General features: G+C 68.9%; 23 protein-coding genes. 7 read left to right on the top strand and 16 right to left on the bottom strand.

The features are described from left to right. Positions 1–8: 8 nt before the first annotated feature. The gene (gene yajC, locus ACSQ4M_RS06915) at positions 9–344 is read right to left on the bottom strand and encodes a preprotein translocase subunit YajC (protein ID WP_436188857.1); all 336 of its coding nucleotides are present in this window, start codon (positions 342–344) and stop codon (positions 9–11) included. Between the two features lie 164 nt (positions 345–508). Next, the gene (locus tag ACSQ4M_RS06910; protein WP_436188856.1) at positions 509–4,117 is read right to left on the bottom strand and encodes an indolepyruvate ferredoxin oxidoreductase family protein; all 3,609 of its coding nucleotides are present in this window, start codon (positions 4,115–4,117) and stop codon (positions 509–511) included. A 151-nt stretch (positions 4,118–4,268) separates the two neighbouring features. Here ACSQ4M_RS06910 and ACSQ4M_RS06905 point away from each other — a divergent pair, with 151 nt between their 5' ends. After that, the gene (locus tag ACSQ4M_RS06905) at positions 4,269–4,748 is read left to right on the top strand and encodes an Lrp/AsnC family transcriptional regulator (RefSeq protein WP_056671519.1); all 480 of its coding nucleotides are present in this window, start codon (positions 4,269–4,271) and stop codon (positions 4,746–4,748) included. An 80-nt stretch (positions 4,749–4,828) separates the two neighbouring features. Continuing rightward, entirely contained in the window at positions 4,829–5,284 is a 456-nt protein-coding gene (locus tag ACSQ4M_RS06900) for a hypothetical protein (RefSeq protein WP_436188855.1), read from the top strand. A 209-nt stretch (positions 5,285–5,493) separates the two neighbouring features. On the opposite strand, the gene mrdA is transcribed toward ACSQ4M_RS06900, so the two are convergent. Genes mrdA through ACSQ4M_RS06880 form a run of 4 tightly spaced genes read right to left on the bottom strand, consistent with a single transcriptional unit; the run spans position 5,494 to position 10,081 of the window. Then, complete coding sequence (gene mrdA / locus ACSQ4M_RS06895) at positions 5,494–7,524, bottom strand: penicillin-binding protein 2 (RefSeq protein WP_436188854.1); 2,031 nt, start codon at positions 7,522–7,524, stop codon at positions 5,494–5,496. 25 nt (positions 7,525–7,549) lie between these two features. Then, positions 7,550–8,080 (bottom strand): rod shape-determining protein MreD, encoded by a 531-nt coding sequence (gene mreD, locus ACSQ4M_RS06890; protein ID WP_056671513.1) that lies wholly within the window; start codon positions 8,078–8,080, stop codon positions 7,550–7,552. Beyond that, complete coding sequence (mreC, locus tag ACSQ4M_RS06885; protein ID WP_436188853.1) at positions 8,077–9,021, bottom strand: rod shape-determining protein MreC; 945 nt, start codon at positions 9,019–9,021, stop codon at positions 8,077–8,079. Before mreC ends, mreD begins: the two co-directional genes overlap by 4 nt. A 16-nt stretch (positions 9,022–9,037) precedes the next feature. Continuing rightward, a complete protein-coding gene (locus ACSQ4M_RS06880; protein ID WP_056671509.1) occupies positions 9,038–10,081 on the bottom strand; it encodes a rod shape-determining protein in 1,044 nt (347 codons plus the stop codon). A gap of 204 nt (positions 10,082–10,285) precedes the next feature. Between ACSQ4M_RS06880 and gatC the strand changes: the two genes are divergently transcribed. The 3 genes from gatC to gatB are packed head-to-tail and all read left to right on the top strand — an operon-like array spanning position 10,286 to position 13,553. Then, a complete protein-coding gene (gene gatC / locus ACSQ4M_RS06875) occupies positions 10,286–10,585 on the top strand; it encodes an Asp-tRNA(Asn)/Glu-tRNA(Gln) amidotransferase subunit GatC (RefSeq protein WP_436188852.1) in 300 nt (99 codons plus the stop codon). A 7-nt stretch (positions 10,586–10,592) separates the two neighbouring features. Continuing rightward, entirely contained in the window at positions 10,593–12,059 is a 1,467-nt protein-coding gene (gene gatA, locus ACSQ4M_RS06870; RefSeq protein WP_436188851.1) for an Asp-tRNA(Asn)/Glu-tRNA(Gln) amidotransferase subunit GatA, read from the top strand. Positions 12,060–12,062: 3 nt separating this feature from the next. After that, positions 12,063–13,553 (top strand): Asp-tRNA(Asn)/Glu-tRNA(Gln) amidotransferase subunit GatB, encoded by a 1,491-nt coding sequence (gene gatB, locus ACSQ4M_RS06865; protein WP_436188850.1) that lies wholly within the window; start codon positions 12,063–12,065, stop codon positions 13,551–13,553. Between the two features lie 3 nt (positions 13,554–13,556). On the opposite strand, the gene ACSQ4M_RS06860 is transcribed toward gatB, so the two are convergent. Both ACSQ4M_RS06860 and pyrE read right to left on the bottom strand, forming a co-directional pair. Beyond that, positions 13,557–14,201, bottom strand: coding sequence for a DUF4124 domain-containing protein (locus ACSQ4M_RS06860; RefSeq protein WP_436188849.1), 645 nt, complete (start codon positions 14,199–14,201; stop codon positions 13,557–13,559). Further along, the gene (gene pyrE, locus ACSQ4M_RS06855) at positions 14,198–14,914 is read right to left on the bottom strand and encodes an orotate phosphoribosyltransferase (RefSeq protein WP_436188848.1); all 717 of its coding nucleotides are present in this window, start codon (positions 14,912–14,914) and stop codon (positions 14,198–14,200) included. The genes ACSQ4M_RS06860 and pyrE overlap by 4 nt, the downstream gene beginning before the upstream one ends. A gap of 10 nt (positions 14,915–14,924) precedes the next feature. Here pyrE and ACSQ4M_RS06850 point away from each other — a divergent pair, with 10 nt between their 5' ends. Beyond that, positions 14,925–15,716, top strand: a complete 792-nt coding sequence (locus ACSQ4M_RS06850) for an exodeoxyribonuclease III (protein WP_436188847.1) — start codon at positions 14,925–14,927, stop codon at positions 15,714–15,716. Between the two features lie 177 nt (positions 15,717–15,893). Here ACSQ4M_RS06850 and ACSQ4M_RS06845 read toward each other — a convergent pair whose 3' ends face one another. The 3 genes from ACSQ4M_RS06845 to ACSQ4M_RS06835 form a co-directional block, all read right to left on the bottom strand. Then, positions 15,894–16,247 (bottom strand): GIY-YIG nuclease family protein, encoded by a 354-nt coding sequence (locus ACSQ4M_RS06845; protein ID WP_436188846.1) that lies wholly within the window; start codon positions 16,245–16,247, stop codon positions 15,894–15,896. Positions 16,248–16,341: 94 nt separating this feature from the next. Further along, positions 16,342–16,914: a DUF2239 family protein gene (locus ACSQ4M_RS06840; protein WP_436188845.1), complete on the bottom strand. Its 573-nt coding sequence runs from the start codon at positions 16,912–16,914 to the stop codon at positions 16,342–16,344. Between the two features lie 83 nt (positions 16,915–16,997). Further along, positions 16,998–18,458 carry an MFS transporter gene (locus ACSQ4M_RS06835; RefSeq protein ID WP_436188844.1) on the bottom strand — a complete coding sequence of 487 codons (1,461 nt, stop codon included), beginning with the start codon at positions 18,456–18,458 and terminating at the stop codon, positions 16,998–17,000. A gap of 89 nt (positions 18,459–18,547) precedes the next feature. On the opposite strand from ACSQ4M_RS06835, the gene ACSQ4M_RS06830 reads away from it, so the two are divergent. After that, positions 18,548–19,516: a LysR family transcriptional regulator gene (locus ACSQ4M_RS06830; RefSeq protein ID WP_436188843.1), complete on the top strand. Its 969-nt coding sequence runs from the start codon at positions 18,548–18,550 to the stop codon at positions 19,514–19,516. 27 nt (positions 19,517–19,543) lie between these two features. Here ACSQ4M_RS06830 and ACSQ4M_RS06825 read toward each other — a convergent pair whose 3' ends face one another. The 5 genes from ACSQ4M_RS06825 to ACSQ4M_RS06805 are packed head-to-tail and all read right to left on the bottom strand — an operon-like array spanning position 19,544 to position 24,291. Further along, positions 19,544–20,272, bottom strand: coding sequence for a GntR family transcriptional regulator (locus ACSQ4M_RS06825; RefSeq protein ID WP_436188842.1), 729 nt, complete (start codon positions 20,270–20,272; stop codon positions 19,544–19,546). 36 nt (positions 20,273–20,308) lie between these two features. Then, a complete protein-coding gene (locus ACSQ4M_RS06820) occupies positions 20,309–21,004 on the bottom strand; it encodes a cysteine hydrolase family protein (RefSeq protein ID WP_436188841.1) in 696 nt (231 codons plus the stop codon). After that, positions 21,004–22,572: an ABC transporter ATP-binding protein gene (locus ACSQ4M_RS06815; RefSeq protein ID WP_436188840.1), complete on the bottom strand. Its 1,569-nt coding sequence runs from the start codon at positions 22,570–22,572 to the stop codon at positions 21,004–21,006. The genes ACSQ4M_RS06820 and ACSQ4M_RS06815 overlap by 1 nt, the downstream gene beginning before the upstream one ends. Further along, a complete protein-coding gene (biuH, locus tag ACSQ4M_RS06810) occupies positions 22,569–23,261 on the bottom strand; it encodes a biuret amidohydrolase (protein WP_436188839.1) in 693 nt (230 codons plus the stop codon). Before biuH ends, ACSQ4M_RS06815 begins: the two co-directional genes overlap by 4 nt. 1 nt (position 23,262) lies before the next feature. Next, positions 23,263–24,291, bottom strand: coding sequence for a formamidase (locus ACSQ4M_RS06805; RefSeq protein WP_436188838.1), 1,029 nt, complete (start codon positions 24,289–24,291; stop codon positions 23,263–23,265). Positions 24,292–24,301 lie beyond the last annotated feature (10 nt).

The following is a 24,301-nucleotide window of genomic DNA, read 5'->3' as shown; positions in this document are numbered from 1 at the left end:
GACAGGAATTACTTGAGGGTGCCCTTGGGCAGCACCTGCACCACGGCGTGGCGCTGCAGTTGCACTTCCACGCCGTTGGCGATCTCCATGCTCAGCGAACCTTCGCCCAGCTTGGTCACCCTGCCGATCAGCCCGCCAGCGGTGGCGATCTCGTCGCCCTTGGCCAGCGCGTCGATCATGGCGCGGTGCTCCTTCTGCTTCTTCATCTGCGGACGGATCATGATGAAGTACAGCACCACGAACATCAGCAGCAGCGGCAGCATGCTGCCCAGGGACGACATCAGGTCGCCACCACCGGAAGCTGCAGCAGGCGCGGTTTGGGCAAAAGCGGAAGAAATCAACACGAAGCGTCTCCAGACGAGGATGCAAAGATCGAAAAGCGCACGAATGCGCGCAGCGCCGCGCGCAGTAAACGCACGAAGCGGGCGAAAAACAGGCGATTGTATGCCGCTGGCCCAGGTGAGGCGCGGAGGCCCCAGCCGGCATAAGGCCGGCCAGGGCCAGGGCTTCAGGCGGCGCGCGCCTGGCTGGCCGGGTCGCGGAACGCGGCCTGCAGCTGCGCCCACTTCTGGCGGGCTGCCGCCAGGTTGCGCTCCTTGACATGGCCGTAGCCCTTGATCTGCTCGGGGATGCGCGCGATGTCCAGCGCCACGGCGTGGTTGGCGGCATTCAGGCCGGCCAGCACCTCGTCGATGCTGGCGCGGTACTCGCCGATCAGGGCCCGCTCGGTCCGGCGCTCCTCGGTGCGGCCGAACACGTCGAGCGCCGTGCCGCGCAGGCCCTTGAGCCTGGCCAGGATCTTGAAACCGGTCAGCATGGACGGGCCGAACTTGCGCTTTTGCAGCTCGCCCTTGGCGTTCTTCTTTGCCGTCATGGGCGGCGCCAGGTGGTAGTTGACCGTGTAGTCACCCTCGAACATGCCGTGCACGCGGGCCAGGAAGGCCGGGTCGCTGTGCAGCCGCGCCACCTCGTACTCGTCCTTGTAGGCCATCAGCTTGAACAGGTAGCGCGCCACGGCCTCGCTGAGCGGCAGGTGTTTGGGCGCGCCCATGGCCTGCTCGCGCGCACGCACCTTCTCGACGAAGGCCTGGTACTCCGCCGCGTAAGCCGCGTTCTGGTAGCCGGTCAGGAACTCGACGCGGCGCGCGACCATCTGCTCCAGCGTCTCGCGCTTCTTGAAGTCGATGACCTGCACCTTGCCGCCCGCGCCGGACAACAGCTGCCCCATGGCCACCGGCTCGGCGGCTGCGCGCCGGCCCCAGGCGAAGGCCGCCTTGTTCTGCTCCACGGCCACGGCGTTGAGCTCGATCGCGCGCATCAGCGAGTCGAACGCCAGCGGGATCCAGCCCTTCTGCCAGGCATAGCCCAGCATCATGGGGTTGACATAGATGGTGTCGCCCATCAGCCTGGTGGCGGCGGCATCGGCGTCGAAGCGGCCCAGGCCGGCCTCGCCGACGATCTGCGCGAGCTCGGCCGCGCAGGCATCGGCCGGGTTCTGCCATTCGATGTTCTTGACGAAGGCCGCCGTCGGCGCACCGTGCACGTTGAGCGCCACATGCGTGCGACCTTCGCGCATGCGCATGGTCGACTCCTTGTTGGCCGCCACCAGCGGGTCGCAGCCCAGGATCAGATCGGCCGCAGCCATGGACACGCGCGTGGTGCGGATGTCGTCCTGATGCGGGCCGATCAGCACATGGCTCCAGGTGGCGCCGCCCTTTTGCGCCAGGCCCGCCGCATCCTGCGTGACGATGCCCTTGCCCTCGATGTGCGCGGCCACGCCCAGCAGCTGGCCGATGGTGATGACGCCGGTGCCGCCGACGCCGGCGACCACGATGCCCCAGGTGCCACCCAAGGCCGGCAGCTGCGGCTCGGGCAGCGCGCCCAGCTCGAACGGCGACGGCGCCTGCGCCTTGGACTTGCCCTTGAGCTTGCCGCCCTCCACCGTGACGAAGCTCGGGCAGAAGCCCTTCAGGCAGCTCATGTCCTTGTTGCAGGTGCTCTGGTTGATGGTGCGCTTGCGGCCGAACTCGGTCTCCAGCGGCTCCACCGACAGGCAGTTGGATTGCACGCTGCAGTCGCCGCAGCCCTCGCAGACCAGTTCGTTGATGACCACGCGCTTGGCCGGGTCCACCGCGGTGCCGCGCTTGCGACGGCGGCGCTTCTCGGTCGCGCAGGTCTGGTCGTAGATGATGGCCGTGGTGCCGGCGATGGCGCGGAACTCGCGCTGGATCTCGTCCAGCCGGTCGCGGTGGTGCACGGTGACATGGTCGCCCGGGATCGCCACGCCCTGGTACTTCTCGGGCTCGTCGGTCACGACCACGACCTTCTTGGCGCCCTCGGCATGCAGGCTCTCGGCGATCTGCAGCACCGAATGGCCCTCGGGCCGCTCGCCGACCTGCTGGCCACCGGTCATGGCCACCGCGTCGTTGTAGAGGATCTTGTAGGTGATGTTGACGCCCGCCGCGATGGACTGGCGGATCGCCAGCAGCCCGCTGTGGAAGTAGGTGCCGTCGCCCAGGTTGGCGAAGATGTGCTGGTCGGTCGTGAAGGGCTGCTGGCCGACCCAGGGCACGCCCTCGCCGCCCATCTGCGTGAAGCCGATGGTCGAGCGGTCCATCCAGGTCGCCATGAAGTGGCAGCCGATGCCGCCCATGGCGCGCGAGCCTTCGGGCACCTTGGTGCTGGTGTTGTGCGGGCAGCCCGAGCAGAACCAGGGCAGCCGGTCGGCGCCCTGCACGCCGCCGACTTCCAGCACCTGCATGGAGCGTTCCTTGGCCTCCAGGATGGCCAGCTGCGCATCCACGCGCGCCACCATGTCGGCGCCGCCGGCAGCCAGCACGCCGGTCTTGTGCAGGCGCTGGGCCAGCGCCTTGGCGATCAGCGCGGGCGACAGGTCGGCGTTGGCGCGCAGCAAGGTGTTGGCCGTAGGGTTGGCCATGGACCATTCGCCGCCCGAGAAATCGCCCGCGACCTCGTTGAACTTGCCCAGCACGTTGGGCCGCACGTCCGAGCGCCAGTTGTAGAGTTCTTCCTTGAGCTGGTACTCGATGACCTGGCGCTTTTCCTCCACCACCAGGATCTCCTGCATGCCGGTGGCGAAGTCGCGCGTGAGCTGGGCCTCCAGCGGCCACACCACGCCCACCTTGTGCAGGCGGATGCCGAGCTGGCGACAGCTGGCGTCGTCCAGGCCCAGATCGAGCAGGGCCTGGCGCGTGTCGTTGTAGGCCTTGCCGCTGGCGATCAGGCCGTAGCGATCGTTCGGGCCCTCGATAGCGTTGTAGTTGAGCCGGTTGGCGCGGATGTAGGCCAGCGCGGCATACCACTTGTAGTGGAACAGGCGGGCTTCCTGCTCCAGCGCGTGGTCGGGCCAGCGGATGTGCACGCCGCCGGGCGGCATCTCGAAGTCCGTGGGGATGCGGACCTGCACGCGCTCCGGGTCGATCATCGCCGTCGCGCTCGATTCGACGATCTCCTGGATGGTCTTCATCCCTGACCAGACGCCCGAGAAGCGGCTCATGGCGAAGGCGTGGATGCCCAGGTCCAGGATCTCCTGCACGTTGGCCGGGAAGAACACCGGCAGCCCGCAGGCCTTGAAGATGTGGTCGCTCTGGTGCGCGGCGGTCGAGCTCTTGGAGATGTGGTCGTCGCCGGCCACCGCGATCACGCCGCCCCAGGGCGTGGTGCCGGCCATGTTGGCGTGCTTGAACACGTCCGAGCAGCGGTCCACGCCCGGCCCCTTGCCATACCAGATGCCGAACACGCCGTCGAAGCGGTTGGTGCCCGGCGGCGAGAAGCCCAGCTGCTGCGTGCCCCACAGGGCGGTGGCCGCCAGTTCCTCGTTCACGCCGGGCTGGAACACGATGTTCTGGGCCTTGAGGAACTTGCTGGCCTTCCACAGGGCCTGGTCGTAGCCGCCCAGGGGGGAGCCGCGGTAGCCGCTGATGAAGCCCGCGGTGTTCTTGCCGACCTGCGCATCGCGCAGGCGCTGCAGCATGGGCAGCTTGACCAGGGCCTGCACGCCGCTCATGAAGGCGCGGCCGTGGTCCAGGCTGTACTTGTCGTCGAGCGTGACGGTTTCGAGCGCCTTGCGGATGTGCTCGGGCAGCGGTGCGTTCATCGTGGATGGTCTCCGGAAAGTGAAGCTGGCGCCTCGTGGGCGCTGGCGATGGTTCTGCGGGCCAGTGTATTGAGAAGGCGCAGATATGTCCTTGCTTTTGCTTCCATGATTTCGGCCATCCCAGAAAGCTTCTTGCTGTAAATTTCCATTCATGGAAACACTCGACAAGTTCGACCGCGCGATCCTGCAAGAACTGCAGGCTGACGGCCGGCTCAGCAACGCCGAGCTGGCACAGCGCGTGGGCCTGTCGGCAGCGCCCTGCTGGCGCCGTGTGAAGGCTCTGGAGGAGTCCGGCTTCATCAAGGGCTACCGCGCCGAGATCGACCGGCGCCGCATCGGCCTCGGGGTGCTGGCCTTCGTGCGGCTGGATGCCGACCGCAACAACGGCAATGTCACGCGCGAGTTGGAAGACGCGATCCGCAAGCTGCCCGAAGTGGTGTCGTGCCACTACATCAGCGGTGCAGGCACCTTCGAGTTGCAGGTGGTCTCGCGCGACCTGGACAGCTTTGCCCAGTTCGCGCGCGAGGTGCTGATCAACCTGCCCAACGTGAAAGACCTGCACACCAGCTTCTCGCTGGGCGAGGTCAAGGAAAGCAGCGCGCTGCCGCTCGGCCACCTGCAACCACGCTGACCACCAAAGCCGGCAAAAGCCAGGCTTTTCCCCGTTTGCCGGCCGATTGGCACCGCCGGGGATTCCTAGAATCGGACGCCATGGATTCACCCCTGCTGCAACAAGAGAGCCCCTGGAACACCGAGCTGCTGCTCCCCCGGATCACCCAGGACGCCGGGCTCACGCAGATGCAGATCGCCGCAGGCGGCCTGTCGCTGCTGCTGAGCCGCCTGAGCCCCGCATTCGCCCGCAGCAAGTTCCTGCCGACACGCCGCGTGGTGCAGCGCCTCACGCGGGCCCTGGAATACCGCAACCCGGCCAAGGCCCACCTGGTGGCCGACGACGTGGCGCAGACCCTGCGCGAGTGCGAGCGTGCACTCGATCCCGGCACGGTCATGGCCTTGAAATCGCTGTTGGTCCAGACCCAGCGCCGCGAGGCCGAGGCCGCGCAGCACGAACGCGCCGACGACTACAGCTTGAGCGACTTCATGGCCGAGCAGGAACTGTCGTTCGGCAGCGGCGTCCTGACGCGCCCCCACACGCTGACAGCCAACTGACGCAGGGTAAATCCCGAGCCCCACAACGAACAAATTGTCCTAAAGTCCTTTGTGTTGTCCGGCGGCCATGCCAACCGGATACGAGAGGTCCGAGGAGACATTCAACCAAGTCCAAGACATCACTCAGACATCCGTACGAGATGTTCCCAACTTCAAAACGTCGCTTCTGCGGCGTTTTTTTTGCCCGTGCGGCTTTGGGAGTGCAGGGATCAGCGGGCAACAGCCGGCGTCGGCGTCTGCGCGACCTGCACCGGCGCCGGCGTCGCCGCTTCGGCCATGGACGCGCCCACGACAGGCGGTGCCGGCAGGTCGGGTACCTCGGCGATCGGCCGTGGCTTGCCGAGCGGCGGCCCGCCCTTGCCGGCGCGCACATGGGCCAGATCGGCTTCGTTGGGATACACACCGGCCACCCAGAAATCGAAGACGCGGCGCGCGATCGGTGCGGCGGCCTCTGCCCCCCAACCCGCGTTCTCGACGATGAGCGCCAGCGCGATGGTGGGCTTGTCGGCCGGCGCGAACGCCATGTACAGCGCGTGGTCGCGCTGGTACTCGGCCAGCGCTGCGGCGTTGTACTTGCTCTTCTGGCCGATGGTCACGGCCTGGGCCGTGCCGGTCTTGCCGCCCGACAGGTAGGCGGCACCGGAGAACACACGCGTGGCCGTGCCCTCCTGCGTCACGCCGACCAGCGCGCGTCGGATCGCCGCCACGTTCTCGGGCTTGTAGTTGAGGTTCACGCCGGGCTCGCGCGCCACCGGGCGCCGCTCGCCGGTCACGCTGTCCTCCACGGCCAGGGCCAGGTGCGGCCGGTGCTTGATGCCGTTGTTGGCCAGGATGGACGTGGCCTGTGCCAGCTGCAGCATGGTGAAGGTGTTGTAGCCCTGGCCGATGCCCAGCGAGATGGTCTCGCCCGCATACCACTTCTGGTGCTCGGGCCGGCGGTAGGCCTTGCGCTTCCAGGCCTGGCTGGGCAGCACGCCGCGCACCTCGCCGTTGACGTCCAGGCCCGTGAGCTGGCCGAAGGTCAGCGGTGCCATGAAGTCGTGGATGGCGTCCACGCCCATGTCGTTGGCCAGGGAATAGTAGTAGACGTTGCTGGACTTGACGATGCTGCGGTGCAGGTCCACCGCACCCAGGCCACCGTCGCCGTGGCTGCGGTAGGTGTGGCCGCCGAAGGTCCAGGAGCCGCCGTCGTTGGTGATGTCGCCGGGCCTGCGCTTGCCGGTCTCCAGCGCGGCCAGGCCCATGAAAGGCTTGTAGGTCGAGCCCGGCGGGTAGGTGCCGCGCAGCGCGCGGTTCAGCAGAGGCCGGGCCATGGACTCGCTCAGCGCGGTCCAGCTTTCCTGGTCGATGCCCTCGACGAACAGGTTGGGGTCGTAGGTCGGCTTGCTGACGAAGGCCAGCACCTCGCCGGTCTTGGGGTCCAGCGCGACCAGCGCGCCGCGGCGCTCGCCGTACAGGTCTTCCACCAGCTTCTGCAGCCGCGCGTCGATGGACAGCACCACGGTGTTGCCCGGCGTTGCCTTGCTGCTGGCCAGTCGCCGCACGGCGCGGCCGCCGGCCGAGGTCTCGATCTGTTCCACGCCGGTCTTGCCGTGCAGCTCCGCCTCGTAGCTCTGCTCGATGCCGAGCTTGCCGATGTACTCAGTGCCCTTGTAGTTGCCTTCGTCGTCGGTCTCTTCCAACCGTGCCTTCTCGGCCGCGTTGATGCGGCCGATGTAGCCGACCACATGGGCGCCGAGCTCGCCCTGCGGATAGTGGCGGAACAGCCGCGCCTTGATGTCCATGCCCGGGAAGCGGTAGCGCTGGGCCGCGAAGCGCGCCACCTCTTCGTCGGACAAGCGCGTGCGGATCGGCAGCGACTCGAAGTTGCGCGACTCGTCCAGCAGCTTGCGAAAACGCCTGCGGTCGCGTGGCGTGATCTCGATGACCTCGGACAGTGCGTCGATGGCCGGCTCCAGCGGCCCGACCTTGGACGGCGTGATCTCCAGCGTGTAGGCCGAGTAGTTGCTGGCCAGCACCACGCCGTTGCGGTCCAGGATGTGGCCGCGTGTGGGCGCCACCGGCACGATGGCCGTGCGGTTGCGCTCGGCCTGGGCGCGCAGGTCGTCGTGACGCCCCACCTGCAGCACCACCAGCCGCGCGAACAGGCCGGCGAAGGCCAGCAGCACGACCAGGCCGATCACGACCAGCCGGCGCCGAAAGCCGGCGAGCTCGCGTTCGACGTCCTTGAACTCGGTCATGCGGGTGGCGCGCGCAGGGCTGGCCTCAAAGCGGCCGATTGTCGTCCGGATCGGGGGCGCGCCGCTGCGGCAACAGCAAGGCCACGCTGACCACGGGCCACAGCGCGGCCTCCACCACCGGCGTCAGCAGCATCCACCAGCCCGGGAAGATGCCGCCGCCCAGCAGCCGCAGCACCCACTCGATGGCATGGGCGACCACGAACAGCGGCAGCACCTGCATGGCCTGCGAGGGCACGCTGAACCACAGCAGACGCCGGTGGATGGCGATGGCCAGGTAGCTCAGCACCGTGTAGGCCAGCGCGTGCTGGCCCAGCCAGGACGCCTGGTGCACGTCCATGCACAGGCCGAACACGAAGGCCGTGCCCACCCCCACGCGCTGCGGCTGGTGCACGGTCCAGAACACCAGCACCACGGCCACGAGGTCGGGCACCCAGGCCGCGCGGCCCCACAGCCCCATGTTCTGGACCATGTTGAGCAGCAACGCGACGACCAGGCTGCTCCAGATGAAGACCGGACTGGCCGGCAGCAGCAGCTGCTGGCCCGGGCGCATGATCATTTCGTGGCCCCCTTGGCTGCGGACGCCTTCGCGGCGGGTGCAGGGGCCTTGGTCGCCGGCGCCTCGGCCGCGGCCATCTCGGCGGCCGGGCGCAGCGGCTCCAGCACCATCACGTGGCGCACGCCGGTCAGCTGCGCGAGCGGCCGGCAGTAGATGCGTGCGAAGGTGGAATCGGCCTGGCGTTCCACCGCCTCGACCACGGCCACGCGCAGGCCGCCCGGGTAGACGCCGTCCACGCCACTGGTGGTCAGCTGGTCGCCGACCTGCACATCGGAGTTGCCGGCCATGAAGCGCAGCTCCAGCACGCCGCCCAGGTAGCCCGGGTTGCCATAGGCCACGCTGCGCGCACCGGTGCGCGCGTTGAGCACGGGAATCGCCTGGTCGCGGTCGATCAGCAATGTGACCTCGCTGACCAGCGGCAGTACGCGCGTGACCTGGCCCAGCACGCCGCCGGCGTCGAGCACAGGCGCGCCGGCGACCACGCCATGCGTGAGGCCGCGGTCGATCACGACCTTGCGCACATAGGGGTCGGCCGCGTCGTAGAGCACCTCGGCTGCCTGGCCCGGCGTCGTGAGCCGTTCGCGCAGGCCCAGCAGGCTGCGCAGCTGCGCGTTTTCCAGCTGTAGCAGGTCGGACTGGCCAGCGCGCTGCGACTGTTCGGCCATGCGCCGCTCGGCCGCGTCGGCACGGGCCTGCACCTCGGTCAGGCTGTCCACGTACACGCTGCCACCCTGCACCAGGCGCACCGGCCCGAGCGCGGCCCACTGCACGGGATAGAGCACAGTGGCCACGGCCGCGCGCAGCGGCCGCATCAACGCGAAGCGCGCATCGGCCACCATCAGGAACAGGGCCACCGCGCTGAACACCATGAGCTTGGTGAGCGCGGAAGGGCCCTGCTTGAAGAACGGTGGCGGGGTTCTGTCCAGCGTACCGAGTGGCATCGCCTACCCCTGGGACTTACTCGCTGGTGAAGATGGAACCCAGGCGGTCCATGCGCTCCAGCGCCAGGCCGCAGCCGCGCACCACGCAGGTCAGCGGGTCCTCGGCCACCAGCACAGGCAGGCCGGTTTCCTCGGCCAGCAGGCGGTCCAGGTCGCGCAGCAGCGCGCCACCGCCGGTCAGCATCATGCCGCGCTCGGCGATGTCGGCGCCCAGTTCGGGCGGCGTCATCTCGAGCGCGTTCTTGACCGAGGCGACGATGTTGTTGAGCGGATCGGTCAGCGCTTCCAGGATCTCGTTGGACGAGATCGTGAAGCTGCGCGGCACGCCCTCGGACAGGTTGCGGCCCTTGACTTCCATCTCCTTGACCTCGGAGCCCGGGAAGGCCGAACCGATGTTCTTCTTGATGGCCTCGGCCGTGGGCTCGCCGATCAGCATGCCGTAGTTGCGGCGGATGTAGTTGATGATGGCGTCGTCGAAGCGGTCGCCGCCCACGCGCACGCTGCCCTTGTAGACCATGCCGCCCAGCGAGATCACGCCGACCTCGGTGGTGCCGCCGCCGATGTCCACCACCATCGAGCCCGAGGCCTCGGCCACCGGCAGGCCGGCGCCGATGGCTGCGGCCATGGGTTCCTCGATCAGGTAGACCTGCGAGGCGCCCGCACCCAGCGCGGATTCACGGATGGCACGGCGCTCGACCTGGGTGGAACCACAGGGCACGCAGATGATGATGCGCGGGCTGGGCCGCAGCACACCGCGCGGGTGCACCATCTTGATGAACTGCTTGAGCATCTGCTCGGTGACGGTGAAGTCGGCGATCACACCGTCCTTCATCGGGCGGATCGCCTCGATGTTGCCGGGCACCTTCCCGAGCATGGCCTTGGCTTCCTTGCCGACGGCCTGGATCGTCTTCTTGCCCTGGGGGCCGCCTTCGTGGCGGATCGCGACGACCGAGGGCTCGTCCAGCACGATGCCCTTGTCGCGCACGTAGATCAGGGTGTTGGCCGTGCCAAGGTCGATCGCCAGGTCGGTCGAGAAATACCGACGAAAAGCACCAAACATTTGAAAAATTCCTCTCGGGGGCACGGCATGCGCATCGGCTTGCGGTCGCCCCGGCTTCGGTCGAATCGGGTGGGTGTGGGCGCGTCAGGCAGCGTGAAACCGGCCCTCGCGCAAAGGCGGGATAATACCCGATCCCCCCGTGAAAACCCGCTGCAAAGCCTTGCGGCAAGCCGTTTCCGCGACCTTTCTGCTTGCAATTTTTCCATGGCACTGACCTCCGACGACATCTCACGCATCGCCAACCTGGCGCGGCTGGAACTGCACGAAGCCGAGCGTGCGCGCATGCTCGGCCAGATCAATGGCTTCTTCGACATCGTGGAGCGCATGCAGGCGGTGGACACCACCGGCGTGGTGCCGCTGGCCCACCCGGCCGACGTGGTGTCCGACGTGACGCTGCGCCTGCGCGAGGACGTGGTCAGCGAGCCCGATGCGCGCGAAGCCAACCAGCGTAGCGCGCCGGCCGTCGAGCGCGGCCTGTTCCTGGTGCCCAAGGTGATCGAGTAAGTACGCCATGGCCTTCGACCTGACCCACGCCTCCGTGGCCGCCATCGCGGCCCGCATCCAGGCCCGCGAACTCTCGGCCGTCGAGGCGGCCCAGCATTTCCTGGCCCGCCTCGAAGCGCACCGCGGCCTCAACGCCTTCGTCGCCACCGACCCCGAGGCCACGCTGGCCCAGGCGCGCGCGGCCGACGCTGCCATTGCCGCCGGTACGGCCGGCCCGCTGGCCGGCGTGCCCATCGCGCACAAGGACATCTTCGTCACGCGCGACTTCCCCACCACGGCCGGCTCCAGGATGCTCGAGGGCTACCGTTCGCCGTTCGACGCGACCACCGTGGCGCGCCTGGCCCAGGCCGGCGCCGTCACGCTGGGCAAGCTCAACTGCGACGAGTTCGCCATGGGCTCGTCCAACGAGAACTCGGCCTATGGCGCCGTGCAGAACCCCTGGGACGCCACGCGCATCCCGGGCGGCTCCTCGGGCGGCAGCGCCGCGGCCGTGGCCGCGCGGCTGGCCCCGGCCGTGACCGGCACCGACACGGGTGGCTCGATCCGCCAGCCCGCCGCCTTCTGCGGCGTCACCGGCATCAAGCCGACCTATGGCCGCGCCTCGCGCTATGGCATGGTGGCCTTCGCCTCCAGCCTGGACCAGGCCGGCCCGATAGCGCGCAGCGCGCAAGACTGCGCACTGCTGCTCTCGGCCATCTGCGGCCCCGACCTGGACCGCGACTCGACCTCGCTGGACCGCCCGGCCGAAGACTTCGGCCGCAGCTTGAACGACAGCCTGGACGGCCTGCGCATCGGCGTTCCCAAGGAGTTCTTCGGTGACGGCCTGGCCGCCGACGTGCGCGCCGCGCTCGACGCCGCGCTCAAGGAATACGAACAGCTCGGCGCCCGCCTGGTCGAGATCTCGCTGCCGCGCACCGAGCTGGCCATCCCGGTCTACTACATCATCGCGCCGGCCGAGGCCAGCTCGAACCTCTCGCGCTTCGATGGCGTCAAGTTCGGCCACCGCGCCGCCCAGTACGGCGACCTGCTGGACATGTACAAGAAGACGCGCGCCGAGGGCTTCGGCGACGAGGTCAAGCGCCGCATCATGGTCGGCACCTACGTGCTCTCCCACGGCTACTACGATGCCTACTACCTCAAGGCGCAGCAGATCCGCCGCATGATCGCCGACGACTTCCAGCAGGCCTTCCAGCACTGCGACGTGATCGCCGGCCCCGTGGCGCCCACGGTGGCCTGGAAGCTCGGCGACAAGTCCGACGACCCGGTCGCCAACTACCTGGCCGACATCTACACCCTGCCCGGCTCGCTGGCCGGCCTGCCGGGCATGAGCCTGCCGGCCGGTTTCGGCGAAGGCGGCATGCCTGTGGGCCTGCAATTGCTGGGCAACTACTTCGGCGAGGCGAAACTGCTCAACGCGGCCCACCGCTTCCAGCAGGCGACCGATTTCCACCTCCGCGCACCGGCAGGCTTTTAGACCATGAGCGAAACCAACGCATTCGAGGCTGCGCAGGCCGGCCGCCCCACGGGCCCGCTGGTGCAGGGCTACGAGGTCATCATCGGCTTCGAGACCCACGCCCAGCTGTCCACCGCCAGCAAGATCTTCAGCCGCGCCTCCACGGCCTTCGGCGCCGAGCCCAACACCCAGGCCTGCGCCGTGGACCTGGCCCTGCCCGGCACGCTGCCGGTCATGAACAAGGGCGCGGTCGAGCGCGCCATCCGGCTCGGCCTGGCCCTGGGCTCGACGATCGCGCCGCGCAGCATCTTCGCGCGCAAGAACTACTTCTACCCCGACCTGCCCAAGGGCTACCAGATCAGCCAGTACGAGATCCCGGTCGTGCAGGGCGGCACGGTCAGCTTCTACCTCGGCGACGAGCACAAGACCGTGCGCCTGGTGCGCGCCCACCTGGAAGAAGACGCCGGCAAGTCGCTGCACGAGGACTTCATCGGCCAATCGGGCATCGACCTGAACCGCGCCGGTACGCCGCTCTTGGAGATCGTGACCGAGCCCGACATCCGCTCCTCGGCCGAGGCCGTGGCCTATGCCAAGGAGCTGCACAAGATCGTCACCTGGATCGGCATCTGCGACGGCAACATGCAGGAGGGCAGCTTCCGCTGCGACGCCAACGTCTCCGTGCGCAAGCCTGGCGACAAGCTGGGCACGCGGCGCGAGATCAAGAACCTGAACAGCTTCAAGTTCATGCAGCAGGCCATCGATTTCGAGATCCGCTGGCAGATCGAGCAGATCGAGGACGGGCTGAAGATCCAGCAGGCCACCGTGCTGTTCGACCCCGACACGGGCGAGACGCGCGCCATGCGCACCAAGGAAGACGCGGCCGACTACCGCTACTTCCCCGACCCGGACCTGCCGCCGCTCGTGATCGCGCCCGAATGGGTGGAGCAGGTGCGCGGCGAGATGCCCGAGCTGCCGCGCGCGATGGCGCAGCGCTTCGTCGCCGACTACGGCCTGCCGGCCTACGACGCCACGCAGCTGACCGCGAGCAAGGCCACCGCGGCCTACTTCGAGCAGGCTGCGAAGGCCAGCGGCCAGGCCAAGCTGGCCAGCAACTGGGTCATGGGCGAGATCTCGCGCCGGCTCAACGCGGGCGAACTGGCGATCGACCAGGCACCGGTCTCGGCCGCGCAGCTGGCCTCGCTGCTGGGCCGCATCGCCGACAACACCATCTCCAACAACGCGGCGCGCCAGGTGTTCGACGCGCTGTGGACCGGCGAAGGCCAGGACGTGGACGCCGTCATCGAGGCCAAGGGCCTCAAGCAGATGAACGACGACGGCGCGCTGGACAAGATCCTCGACGAAGTCATCGCCGCCAACCCCGACAACGTGGCGCAGTTCAAGGCCGGCAAGGACAAGGCCTTCAACGCGCTGGTCGGCCAGGCCATGAAGGCGAGCAAGGGCAAGGCCAACCCGGCCCAGGTCAACGCGCTCCTGCGCAAGAAGCTGGAAGACTGAGCCTCAGCGCGGCCGGCCGGGCTGCGCCTGCTCGGCCCACAGCACGCGCAGCCGCGCGAGTTCCTCGTCGTAGCGGTCGTTCACGCGCTTGCGCTCGGCCTCCTGCTCGGCGATCACGCCCTGCTGCGCGGCCACGCTGGCCTTGTGCTCGTCGAGCAGGCTGCGCAACTTGGGCGGCAACTTCTCGGGCGGAGTGTTGGGGTAGAACTCCAGCTCCCGGTCCAGCAGCTGGCGCTGCTTGTCCAGCGCCTGCATGCGCTGCTGGGCCAGCGCCAGCACACCGTCGACGGGGGCCAGCGCGTCGGCGCGCGCGCGATCATGGGCTGCCTGGTCGCGGTAGCGCGACAGCATCGCGCGGCTGCGGCGGATCTCTTCGTTGTTGCGGGCCTGCTCCTCGGCGGCCTTGCGTTCGCGCGCCTCGATCTGCGCCCGCTCGCTGGCCGTCAGAGAGGGGGCGACCTCGCGCCGCAGGCTGCCGCTGGGATTGAGCTCCTTCTGCACGCGGTCGATGCATTCCTTGATGGGCCGGTCCGAGGTGATGCGCCGGCCCTGCCCGTCCACACAGGTGTAGATGCCCTGCGCCTGCACCAGCACGGCCCAACCTGCTGCGAACAGGCCGAGCGCCACGCGGGTGCGCACACCGGTCACGAGCCGGCGCCCTCCTGCACGCCGTAGCGCTGGCGATAGGCCAGCACGCGGCCATGGTGCTCGGCCAGTGCGGCCTGGCTGCCGCCGGCCAGGTACTGCAACAGGTCTTCGAGCCGCGCGATGGCGCAGACCTGCAGGCCCAGCTGGCGGCGCACGTACTGCACGGCGCTGTGCGGCACGTCGCGGCCGTCCTCGGTCGCCATCTCCTGGCGGTCGAGTGCGATGACCACGGCATGCGGCGTGGCACCGGCGGCGCGGATCAGCGCGATGGACTCGCGCACCGCGGTGCCGGCCGACATCACATCGTCCACCACCAGCACACGGCCCTTGAGCGGCGCGCCGACCAGCGTGCCGCCTTCGCCATGGTCCTTGGCTTCCTTGCGGTTGTAGGCGAACGGCAGGTTGCGGCCACGCCGCGCGAACTCCACGGCCAGCGCCGCGGCCAGCGGGATCCCCTTGTAGGCCGGGCCGAACACCATGTCGAACTCGGTGCCGCTGGCCTCCAAAGCCGAGGCATAGAATTCCGCGAGCCGGGCCAACTTGACGCCGTCGTCGAACAGGCCTGCGTTGAAGAAGTACGGGCTCATGCGGCCCGCCTTGGTCTTGAACTCCCCGAAGCGCAGCACACCGGCCTCGACCGCGAAGCGCACGAAGTCCTGGGCCAATCGATCTTGTTGGCCGGCATCCGCTGCGCCGACCTTGTGTTCCACCATGGGAGCTTCCTTGTTCAAGTTGACCAGCCTGAATCTCAACGGCATCCGCTCTGCCACCACCAAGGGCGTCGAAGCCTGGATCTCGGCAACGGGCCCGGATTGTATTTGTGTACAGGAGGTCAAGGCCCAGCAGGCCGACGTGGCGGGACGGTTCGAGCAGCTGGCCGGCATGCAAGGCTACTTCCACTTCGCACAGAAAAAGGGCTACTCGGGCGTGGGGATCTACAGCCGGCATGCGCCGAGCGACGTACGGATCGGCTTTGGTGCACCCGAGTTCGACGACGAAGGCCGCTACATCGAGCTGCGCTTCGACACGCCCGCCCGCAAGCTCTCGCTGATCAGCTGCTACTTCCCGAGCGGCTCCTCGGGCGAGGAGCGCCAGGCCGCCAAGTTCCGCTTCCTGGACCTGTTCGACCCCTACCTCGTGGCGCTCAAGCGCGAGCGCGAATTCATCCTGTGCGGCGACATCAACATCGCGCACCAGCCCATCGACCTCAAGAACTGGCGCAGCAACCAGAAGAACAGCGGCTTCCTGCCCGAGGAACGCGCCTGGATGACCAAGCTGCTGTCCGAAACCGGGCTGGTCGACGTCTACCGCGGCCTGCATCCCGAGACCACCAGCGAGTGCTACACGTGGTGGAGCAACCGCGGCCAGGCCTGGGCCAACAACGTGGGCTGGCGGCTGGACTACCACCTGGCCACTCCGGCGCTGGCCGCCCATGCACGCAGCGCCGCGGTGTTCAAGGACCAGCGCTTCAGCGACCACGCGCCGCTGACCATCGACTACGACTTCGCACTGTGACCGCACAGCGTCGGGGGCAGGCATGCACGCCGTTGCAGGGCACCCGGCGCACCGTCAGCAGCACGAAGTCGGCCCACGACAGGCCATGGTGGGTGCCGAGTTCATCGTCGAGCACGAACACCATCGCCGCGTGCTCCAGGTGCCGGTCCACGCAGGCTTGCAGTGCGTCCTTGCCCATCACCTGAGCCCCTGCAGTTCGCGGTGGATCTGCTCCAGGGCTTTCAGTTCGCCCGCGTAGTCGAAGTCCGCATCCTCGCGTTCCTTCACGATGTCCAGCACCTGGAAGTCAAGTCCTTCGGCACCGCTGCGATGCCACTCGGCCTGCAACACGCGGTCTGCGTGCTTGCCCATGCGCAGCTCGAAGCGCGCGCGATTCAGCGCTGCGTGCACGTTCGGGCTCGCGCCGAGCAGCAGGTGACCGCTCGCGCGGTCGCGGATGGCGTAGATGCCCATGGGCGGGAAGGCGTCACGCGCCTGGCGCGCGGCCAGCCGCCGCGCCGAGCGCGACGCCTGGTTGGCGGAAGAGTGCATCTTGTTCTCCTCTTGGATTGCGGGCGTGCGTGTGCCCGCCGCGCGGCGGCCTGGGGCCGCGCGCTGGTTGCAGAAAGTGGGAAGGAGGTCCGGCTCAGTCCGGCGCGGGTTCGGCGAGCTGCAGCACGTAGGACCGCACGTCGTCTGGCCAGGCGGCCATCTGCGCCACCAGCCGCCCGTGGTCGCCCGCGAACAGCGCCCGCGATGCCTCCTCGAAGCCCGCGAGGTGGCTGGCCAACGCGGACATGGCGTGGTATGCGCGGTCGCGCGCCTGGCGCACCCGGTCCCGCTCGCCGCCGTCCCGCCGCGCTTCGTGCACGAGCTTGCGCAAGGCCACCGAAGCGCCGCCGGGTTGCGCGGCGAGCCAGTCCCAGTGTGCCGGCAGCAGCGTCACTTCCCGCGCAACCACGCCAAGCTTGGGACGTCCGCGCCCCCTGGGCGCTGGTGCCGGCGCAGCCTCGGTGTAGCGCGCCGCAACGGCCTCTTCGCTGCCGCGCAGGTCAAGATCGGCAGCCTGGCCGCTGGCATCGCGCAAGACCAGCGCGGCTCCGTGCGCTTGCGCACCCTGCGCCCGCAGCACCGCCACGGCGACCTCGGACAAAGGGCCGGCGGCGAGACGGCGCCCCTCCAGGAACGCGGAGTACGTGTCGGATGTGGATGGGTTCATGGCCAAATTCTACCCGGATGAAATTTATTTCGTCAATTTCATCCGGGTGAATTCAGGGGGAACTGGTGCGCCCGCGGGAGTGCCTATGCCGGCCGGCGCCGGGCGTCCAGTTCCGGCGTCGCGGCCCCGCGCGCCGGTGCCAGCCGGCCACACACCGGCAGCGCCAGCAACACCAAGGCTGCGACCCAGCCGAACACCGACTGCAGCCCGTGACCCAGGGCCGCGGCCATGGCATCGCCGTGCACGGGCGGGCTGGCCGCAGCCAGCTCCACGGTCACCCGATCCGCCAGCAGGGCCGCCAGCAGCGCGACACCGGCCGCGCCGCCCAGGCTGCGCAACATGATGGGTGCAGCCGTGGCGACACCCATGTGATGCGCAGGCGAGACCCGCTGCGCCACCAGCGTGACGACGGGAAAGAGCAGACCCAGCCCCAGCCCCAATGGCAACAGCCCGACCGAGAGCCCCAGGGCAAGCGTGGGCGCCCAGCGCAGCGTGCCCGTGATGAGCCCGAGCGACAACAGCATCAGCAGACAGGCCACGCGCGCCAGCGAGGCCGCGGAGGTCTGGGCGCGCAGCCGCTTGCCGCTCAGCACGGCCGCGGCGATGATTCCAGCCATCAAGGGCAGCAAGTGCCAGGCTGACGCCGTGGGCGAAAGGTGCAAGCCGATCTGCAGGTATTGCGGCAGGAACACCACCGCCGCATAGAGAGCCGCTCCGGTGACGAACCCGATGAAGCTGGCCGCCGCATAGGCGGGGCGCACGAACAACGACAAGGGCAGCAGCGGATGGGCCGCGCGCCGTTGGCGCCAGAGGAAGGCCAGCGCGGACTTGGCACCGAGCGCCAACAGCAGCCCCAGCGACAGGCGCTCGGTCAGCTCCAGCTGACCGTGCTGCGTGGCAAGCAGCAACAGGACAAGCGTTGCCGTGAGCAGCACCGCACCGAGCCAGTCGATGCGCATGCCGGGTTCCTGCGCGCCCCGCTGCGGCGGCAAGGTCCAGGCCAGCACGCCCCAGGCCAGCGCAGCGAACGGGACGTTCAGCCAGAACGCCCAGTGCCAGGACAGATGCTCCACGAGCGCGCCGCCCAGCAAGGGGCCGAACATGGTCGACACGCCATAGGCCGCTCCCAGCAGCCCCTGGTAGCGGCCACGCCGATCCGGCGCGAACAAATCCGGGACGGTCAGCATGGCCAGCGTCATGAGCCCACCACCTCCCGCCCCCTGCAAGGCACGCGCCAGGACGAGTTGCTGCAAGTCCTGGCTTGCCCCGCAGGCCAGCGAGCCGAGCAGAAACAGGCCCACCGCCAGCAACAGCATGGACCTTTTTCCCAGCGCATCGGCCATCCGCCCGTAGAGGACGATCACCACCGTGGCAGCCAGCAGGTAGGCCGAAAACACCCAGGCCAGCGGCCAGTGGCCGGGCAGTTCGTGCGCCATCACGGGCAGGGCGGTCGACAGGATGGTCTGGTCGAGCGCCGCGAGCACCAGCATCAGCGCCAGCATGGAGAAGGGCAGCCAGGGCGGGGATTTCAGGGCAGATGGCATGGGCAAGGCTTTCGGTCAAGGCAACGGGCGCCAGTGTCGAAACCTCCGTTCCTTCTGTACAGTGCAATGTATTGAACATATGATTTCGCGTGGCGAACACATACGATCTCAACCTGCTCACCGCGCTGGATGCCTTGCTCTCGACCGGCAGCGTCACGCAAGCTGCACAACGCATGCACCTGAGCACCCCCGCCATGAGCCACACGCTGGCGCGCATCCGCGAGGCGTTCGGTGATCCGATCCTCGTGCGTGCCGGCCGCAAGCTGGTGCCCACGCCGCGCGCACTGGCCTTGGCGGAGCCGGTGCGCGTGCTGCTGGCGCAGGCGCAGCTGCTGCGGGAACCGGCAGACGTCGGAAGTCTGGCCACCATCCGGCGGCGCTTCGTCGTGCGGGCACCCGAGGGCATCGCCGTGGTGTTTGGCGCCAGTCTGTCTGGTGCGCTGGAGCGCGAAATGCCGCTGGCCGCGCTGCAGTTCCTTCCCGAAACCCATGCCGACCCCAGCGCCCTGCGCGAAGGGCGCATCGATCTGGACATGGGCAGCTTCCGGACGGTCGACCCCGAAACCGAAACCCAGCTGCTGTCGGAACAGACGCTCGTCGGCGCCGCGCGCGCTGGGCATCCGCTGCTCAAGACACTGAAAAAACCAGCCTCCGGGCTGGAGCGATTCGCCGCCGCGCGCCACGTGGGCGTGACGCCGCGGCCAGGCGAAGGCTCTCCCGTGGACGCCGCCTTGGCGGCACGCGGCCTGCAGCGGCAGGTCAGCTTACTGGTGCCCAGCACTTTCTCCGCGCTGATCGCAGCCTCGCGGACCGATCTCGTCGCCAGCGTGCCCGAGCGCACGGCGCGTGGCATGGCGGCATCGCTGGGTCTGGTTGTGTTCGAGCTGCCCATCGCCGTGCATTCGGAGCCCATGCGCATGGCGTGGCACCCCCGGCACCAGGCCGACCCGGCACACCGCTGGCTGCGCGATTGCATCCGCAGCCAGCTCGACGATCCGCAGTGGATCAGGCCTTCCGTCGCCTCCCTGGTCGTCGGTCAGCGCAAAGGCGTGACGTGATGCCGTGCGCCTCGGGACGGCGCAGGCTCAGCGCGGCCCGTACCCCCCCTGCCGCGCCAGATGCACCTGGTGCAGCGTGATCTTGCGCACCTCGGCCTGGCTGGTCTCGATGTGGGCGCGCATCAGCATCGCGGCCTGGTCGCCGCGCTTGCGCTGCACGGCCTTCAAGATCTTGGCGTGCTCGTCGTAGGTGGCGTCGATGCGCAGCTGCTGCGTGAAGTCGAGCCGGCGGATGATGCGGATGCGCTCGGTCACCTCGCGGTGCACGCGCGCCATCTCGGCGTTGCCGGCCGCTGCGACGATCTGGCAGTGGAACTGCTCGTCCCACTGCGAGACCTGGGCCATGTCGCTGCTGCGTTCGGCCACCGGCGCCAACCAGATCGCGGCCAGCGCGTCGAGCAGTGCGTGGTCCACGCGCACCGCGTCCTCGCAGAGCCGGTGGATGGCGGTGGTCTCCAGCACCATGCGCAGGTCGTAGAGCTGCTCGAACTGGTCGAAGTCGAAGGGCAGCACGCGCCAGCCCGAGCGGAACAGCACCTCGACGAACCCTTCCTGCTGCAGCCGGAACAGCGCCTGGCGCACCGGCGTGCGCGACACGCCCAGCCGCTCGCTGATCTCGTTCTCGGTGAAGCGGTCGCCCGGCACGAGCTGGAAGTCGGCCACGTCGCGCTTGAGCTGTTCGTAGACCTCGTCGGCGCGCGAGCGGAATGCGGCGGCCTGTGCGGCCGGGGGCTTCTTGGAAACGTTGGGAGGCACGGAGTGCGTGGAGCCGGGATGGTGAAAGGCGCTACCTTACTCCGAATGCAGGGCCGCCAGCAGCTGGGCGCTGGTGGCCGTCCAGCCGACGATGCCGCCCTGCGCCCGGATCATTTCCAGGGCCGCCGCCTTGAACTGCGGGAAGTAGCTCTCGGTGCAGTCCTCCAGCACCAGGCATTCGTAGCCGCGGTCGTTGGCCTCGCGCATGCTGGTCTGCACGCAGACCTCGGTGGTGACGCCCATGAACACCAGCGAGCGGATGCCGGCCTGCTGCAGCAGGTTCTGCACGGGCGTGCCGTGGAACATGCCCTTGCCCGGCTTGTCGACCACGATCTCGCCCGGCAACGGCGCCAGCGCCGGGATGATCTCCACGCCCGGCTCCCCGCTGACCAGCACACGGCCCATCGGGCCCACGTCGCCGATGCGCAGGCTGGGGTTGCCGCGCAGGCGCTTGGCGGGCGGGCAGTCACGCAGGTCGGGCCGGTGCGCCTCGCGCGTGTGCAGCACCAAACCACCGGCCGCGCGCCAGGCCTGCAACGTGCGCCGGCAGGCCGGCACGATGGCGCCCAGCAGCGCCACGTCATTGCCCAGGCTGGCGCCGAAGCCGCCGGGCTCGATGAAGTCGCGCTGCATGTCGATGATGACCAATGCGCTGGTCGCCAGGTCGAACGTGAAGTCGAAGGGTTGGGCCTGCACGGCCAGGCTGCGGATCTCGCGCACGTTGCTTTGCATCAGTGGCCTCCTCCCATGTGGGCGCCCAGCACCTGGCGCTCTGCGCTGGCGGCCGGGGTTTCGTAGACGATGCGGCCTTCGCTCATGACCACGATGCGGTCCGACAGCGCCAGCAGTTCGTCCAGGTCTTCGCTGACCAGCAGCACGGCGCCGCCCTTGCCCGCCACCTGGACGATGCGGCCGTGGATCTCGCGCACGGCGGCGAAGTCCAGCCCGAACACCGGGTTGGCGGCGATCAGCACGTTGATGTCGCCGGCCAGTTCGCGCGCCAGCACGGCCCGCTGCACGTTGCCACCCGACAGGCTCTTGATCGGCGCGCCCTCGCCCCGGGTCTTCACGCCGTACTCCTGGATCCAGGCGCGTGCGCGGCTCTTCCACTGGCCGAAGCGCAGCCAGCCGCCGGCCGACAGCGGCGGCGCGTCGTAGTCGCGCAAGGCCATGTTCTCAGCCACGCTGAGATCGCCCACGCAGGCGTTGCGCAGCGGCTCCTCGGGCAGGCTGCGCAGCTTCAGGCGCGTGTTCTCGCTGCGGCGCGCGGCATAGGGCTCGCCCATCACGCGCACGCTGCCGGCATGGCGCGGGCGCTGGCCGACCAGGGCCTCGACGAGTTCGCGCTGGCCGTTGCCCGAGACGCCGGCCACGCCCAGGATCTCGCCGCTCTTCACGGCTAGGTCGACGGCGTGCACGGCCAGGGTGCCACGGTCGCCCATGGCGCTCAGGCCCTGCAGCTGCAACGCTACGCGCGCATCGGCTGGCACGGCGCGGCGTGCGGCGGCGCCGCTTTCGGTCTGCAGCACCTCGGCCGGCGCGGCGGCCTCGCCCATCATGGCCGCGGCCAGCCGCGCCGGATCGGTCTCGGCCACGCGGCAGTGGTGCACGGCCTTGCCGCGGCGCAACACGGTCACGGCGTCGGTGTAGGCCATGACCTCGCGGAACTTGTGCGTGATGATGAGCACGGTGCACTGCCCGCTCTGCGCGAACGCGCGCACATGGCCCAGCACCTCGTCGGCCTCCTGCGGCGTCAGCACCGAGGTCGGTTCGTCGAGGATCAGCAGGCGCGGTTTCAGGTACAGCTGCTTGAGCAGTTCGAGCTTCTGCTTCTCGCCCGCGGCCAGTTCGGCCGGGCGCGCATCGAGGTCGAGCCGGAACGGCGTGGTCTGCAGGAATGCGTCCAGCTCGGCGCGCTTGGCCTTCCAGTCGATCACGGCCGGCGTGTCGCCGCCGGCGAGCAGCAGGTTCTCGGCCACGGTCATGCCGGGCGCCAGCGTGAAGTGCTGGTAGACCATGCCGATGCCCAGGGCGCGCGCGACGATGGGGTTGGCGATGTCGCGCTCGCGGCCGTCGATGAGGATGGCACCCTCCTCGGCCTGCTGGAAGCCGGCCACGCACTTGACCAGCGTGCTCTTGCCCGCGCCGTTCTCGCCCAGCAGCGCGTGCACGCTGCCGGCGTCCACGCGCATGCTCACGTGGTCCATGGCCGTGAAGGCGCCGAAGCGCTTGGTCAGCTGGTAGGTTTCGAGCGCCAGGGCACCTTCGGTTGCGGGACGTGCGTTGAGGGGGGCGATCATGCTTGCAAGGCCTCGATGAGCGCCGTCGATGTACTGTGCGCGCCGAACACGCCACCCTGCATCGTGACCATGTTCAAGGCGGCCTGGTGGTTGGCCGGGTCGGTGGCGGCGGTGCAGTCCGACAGCAGCAGGCATTCGAAGCCGCGGTCGTTGGCGTCGCGCATGGTGGTGTGCACGCACACGTCGGTCGTGATGCCGACGAGGATCAGATTCACGATGCCGCGCGTGCGCAGCACCAGCTCCAGGTCGGTCGCGTAGAACGAACCCTTGCCGGGCTTGTCGATGACGATCTCGCCCGGCAGCGGTGCGAGTTCGGGGATCAGCTCCCAGCCCGGCTCGCCGCGCACCAGGATGCGGCCGCAGGGCCCCGCGTCGCCGATGCCCAGGCCATCCTTGCCGATCTGGCGCGAGCGCCAGCGCTTGTTGGCCGGCAGGTCCGACAGGTCGGGCCGGTGGCCTTCGCGCGTGTGGACGATGGTGTAGCCCAGCGGGCGCATCACTTCGAACAGCCGCTGGATCGGCGCGATGGGCGCCTGGGTCAGCGACAGGTCGTAGCCCATCACATCCACATAGCCGCCCTTGCCGCAGAAGTCGGTCTGCATGTCGATGACGATGAGCGCCGTGTTGTCGGGCCGCAGGCTGGCATCGAAGGGCCAGGCGTAGGGGTTGGCTTGGACTTGGCGTGTCATGTCATGCCACCTTCTTCAAGGCCACGGGAGGGGCTTCGGCTCCCTGGTAGCTCCGCGTCGGCGGCGCGAAGCCGCAGGAGCTACCGTCCGTCACCTCCACCGTGTCGGTCCAGGGCAGGCGGTAGCGCCCCGCCACCATGTCCTGCATGAACGTGTACGGGCAGTCCTGCGCGCCGCCCTGCACCGCCACATAGCCCCTGTGCCAGAGCTGGTAGGGGTTGTTTTCCACGCCCCAGCCCGCGCGCGCCTCGCGCACGAGGTCGGGCCGCAGTTCGGCCGTAACGATCTCGTCGGGCCGACCACCGCCTTCGACCATCACCGTGCCATCGAAGCTGCAGAACATGGCCTGGCCCATGGAGTCGAAGGTGCCGTCGCTGCCGCACATGCACACGCTGGCCGTATAGGCCAGGTTCTGGAAGGCGTTGCTCTGGTTGGTGATGCGCCAGGCATGGCGGATCGGCGCGGTATAGCCTGCTGTGCGCAGGATCACCTCCGCCCCCTTGTACGCGGCCTCGCGCGCCATCTCGGGGAACATCCCGTCGTGGCAGATGATGAGGCTGAGCTTGACGCCGTTCGGCCCCTCGCAGACCGGCACGCCCAGGTTGCCCGGCTCCCAGGGCTCGACCGGCACCCAGGGGTGCAGCTTGCGGTAGTAGAGCCGGATGGCACCGGTGTCGTCGATGATCAGGCCGCTGTTGTAGGGGTTGCCGCCCGGGTTGGCCTCCATGATGGAGAAGCAGCCCCAGATGCGGTGCTCCACGCAGGCCGCCTGGAAAGCCGCCACCTCGGGCCCGTCCAGCGTGCACAGGATCTGCTGGTTGGTGTCCATGGACAGGCCGTGCAGCGCGTACTCGGGGAACACCACGAGGTCCATGGTCGCCATGTTGCGGCGCGCCTTGCCCACCAGTTCGCAGATGCGCCGCGTCTGCGCCGCGAGGTCCGCAGGGGTCACCACCACCGGCAGCTGCAGCTGCACCAGGCCCAGCACCACGCCGGCCCTGGACTTGTTCAATCCACCCAGTCCACTCATCGCATCATTC

The sequence above is a fragment of the Pseudorhodoferax sp. LjRoot39 genome, from assembly GCF_964253035.1.
In the GTDB taxonomy this organism is placed as follows: domain Bacteria; phylum Pseudomonadota; class Gammaproteobacteria; order Burkholderiales; family Burkholderiaceae_C; genus Pseudorhodoferax.
The sequence above is the reverse complement of the archived record's forward strand: the minus strand, read 5'-3'. Positions and strand labels throughout refer to the sequence as shown.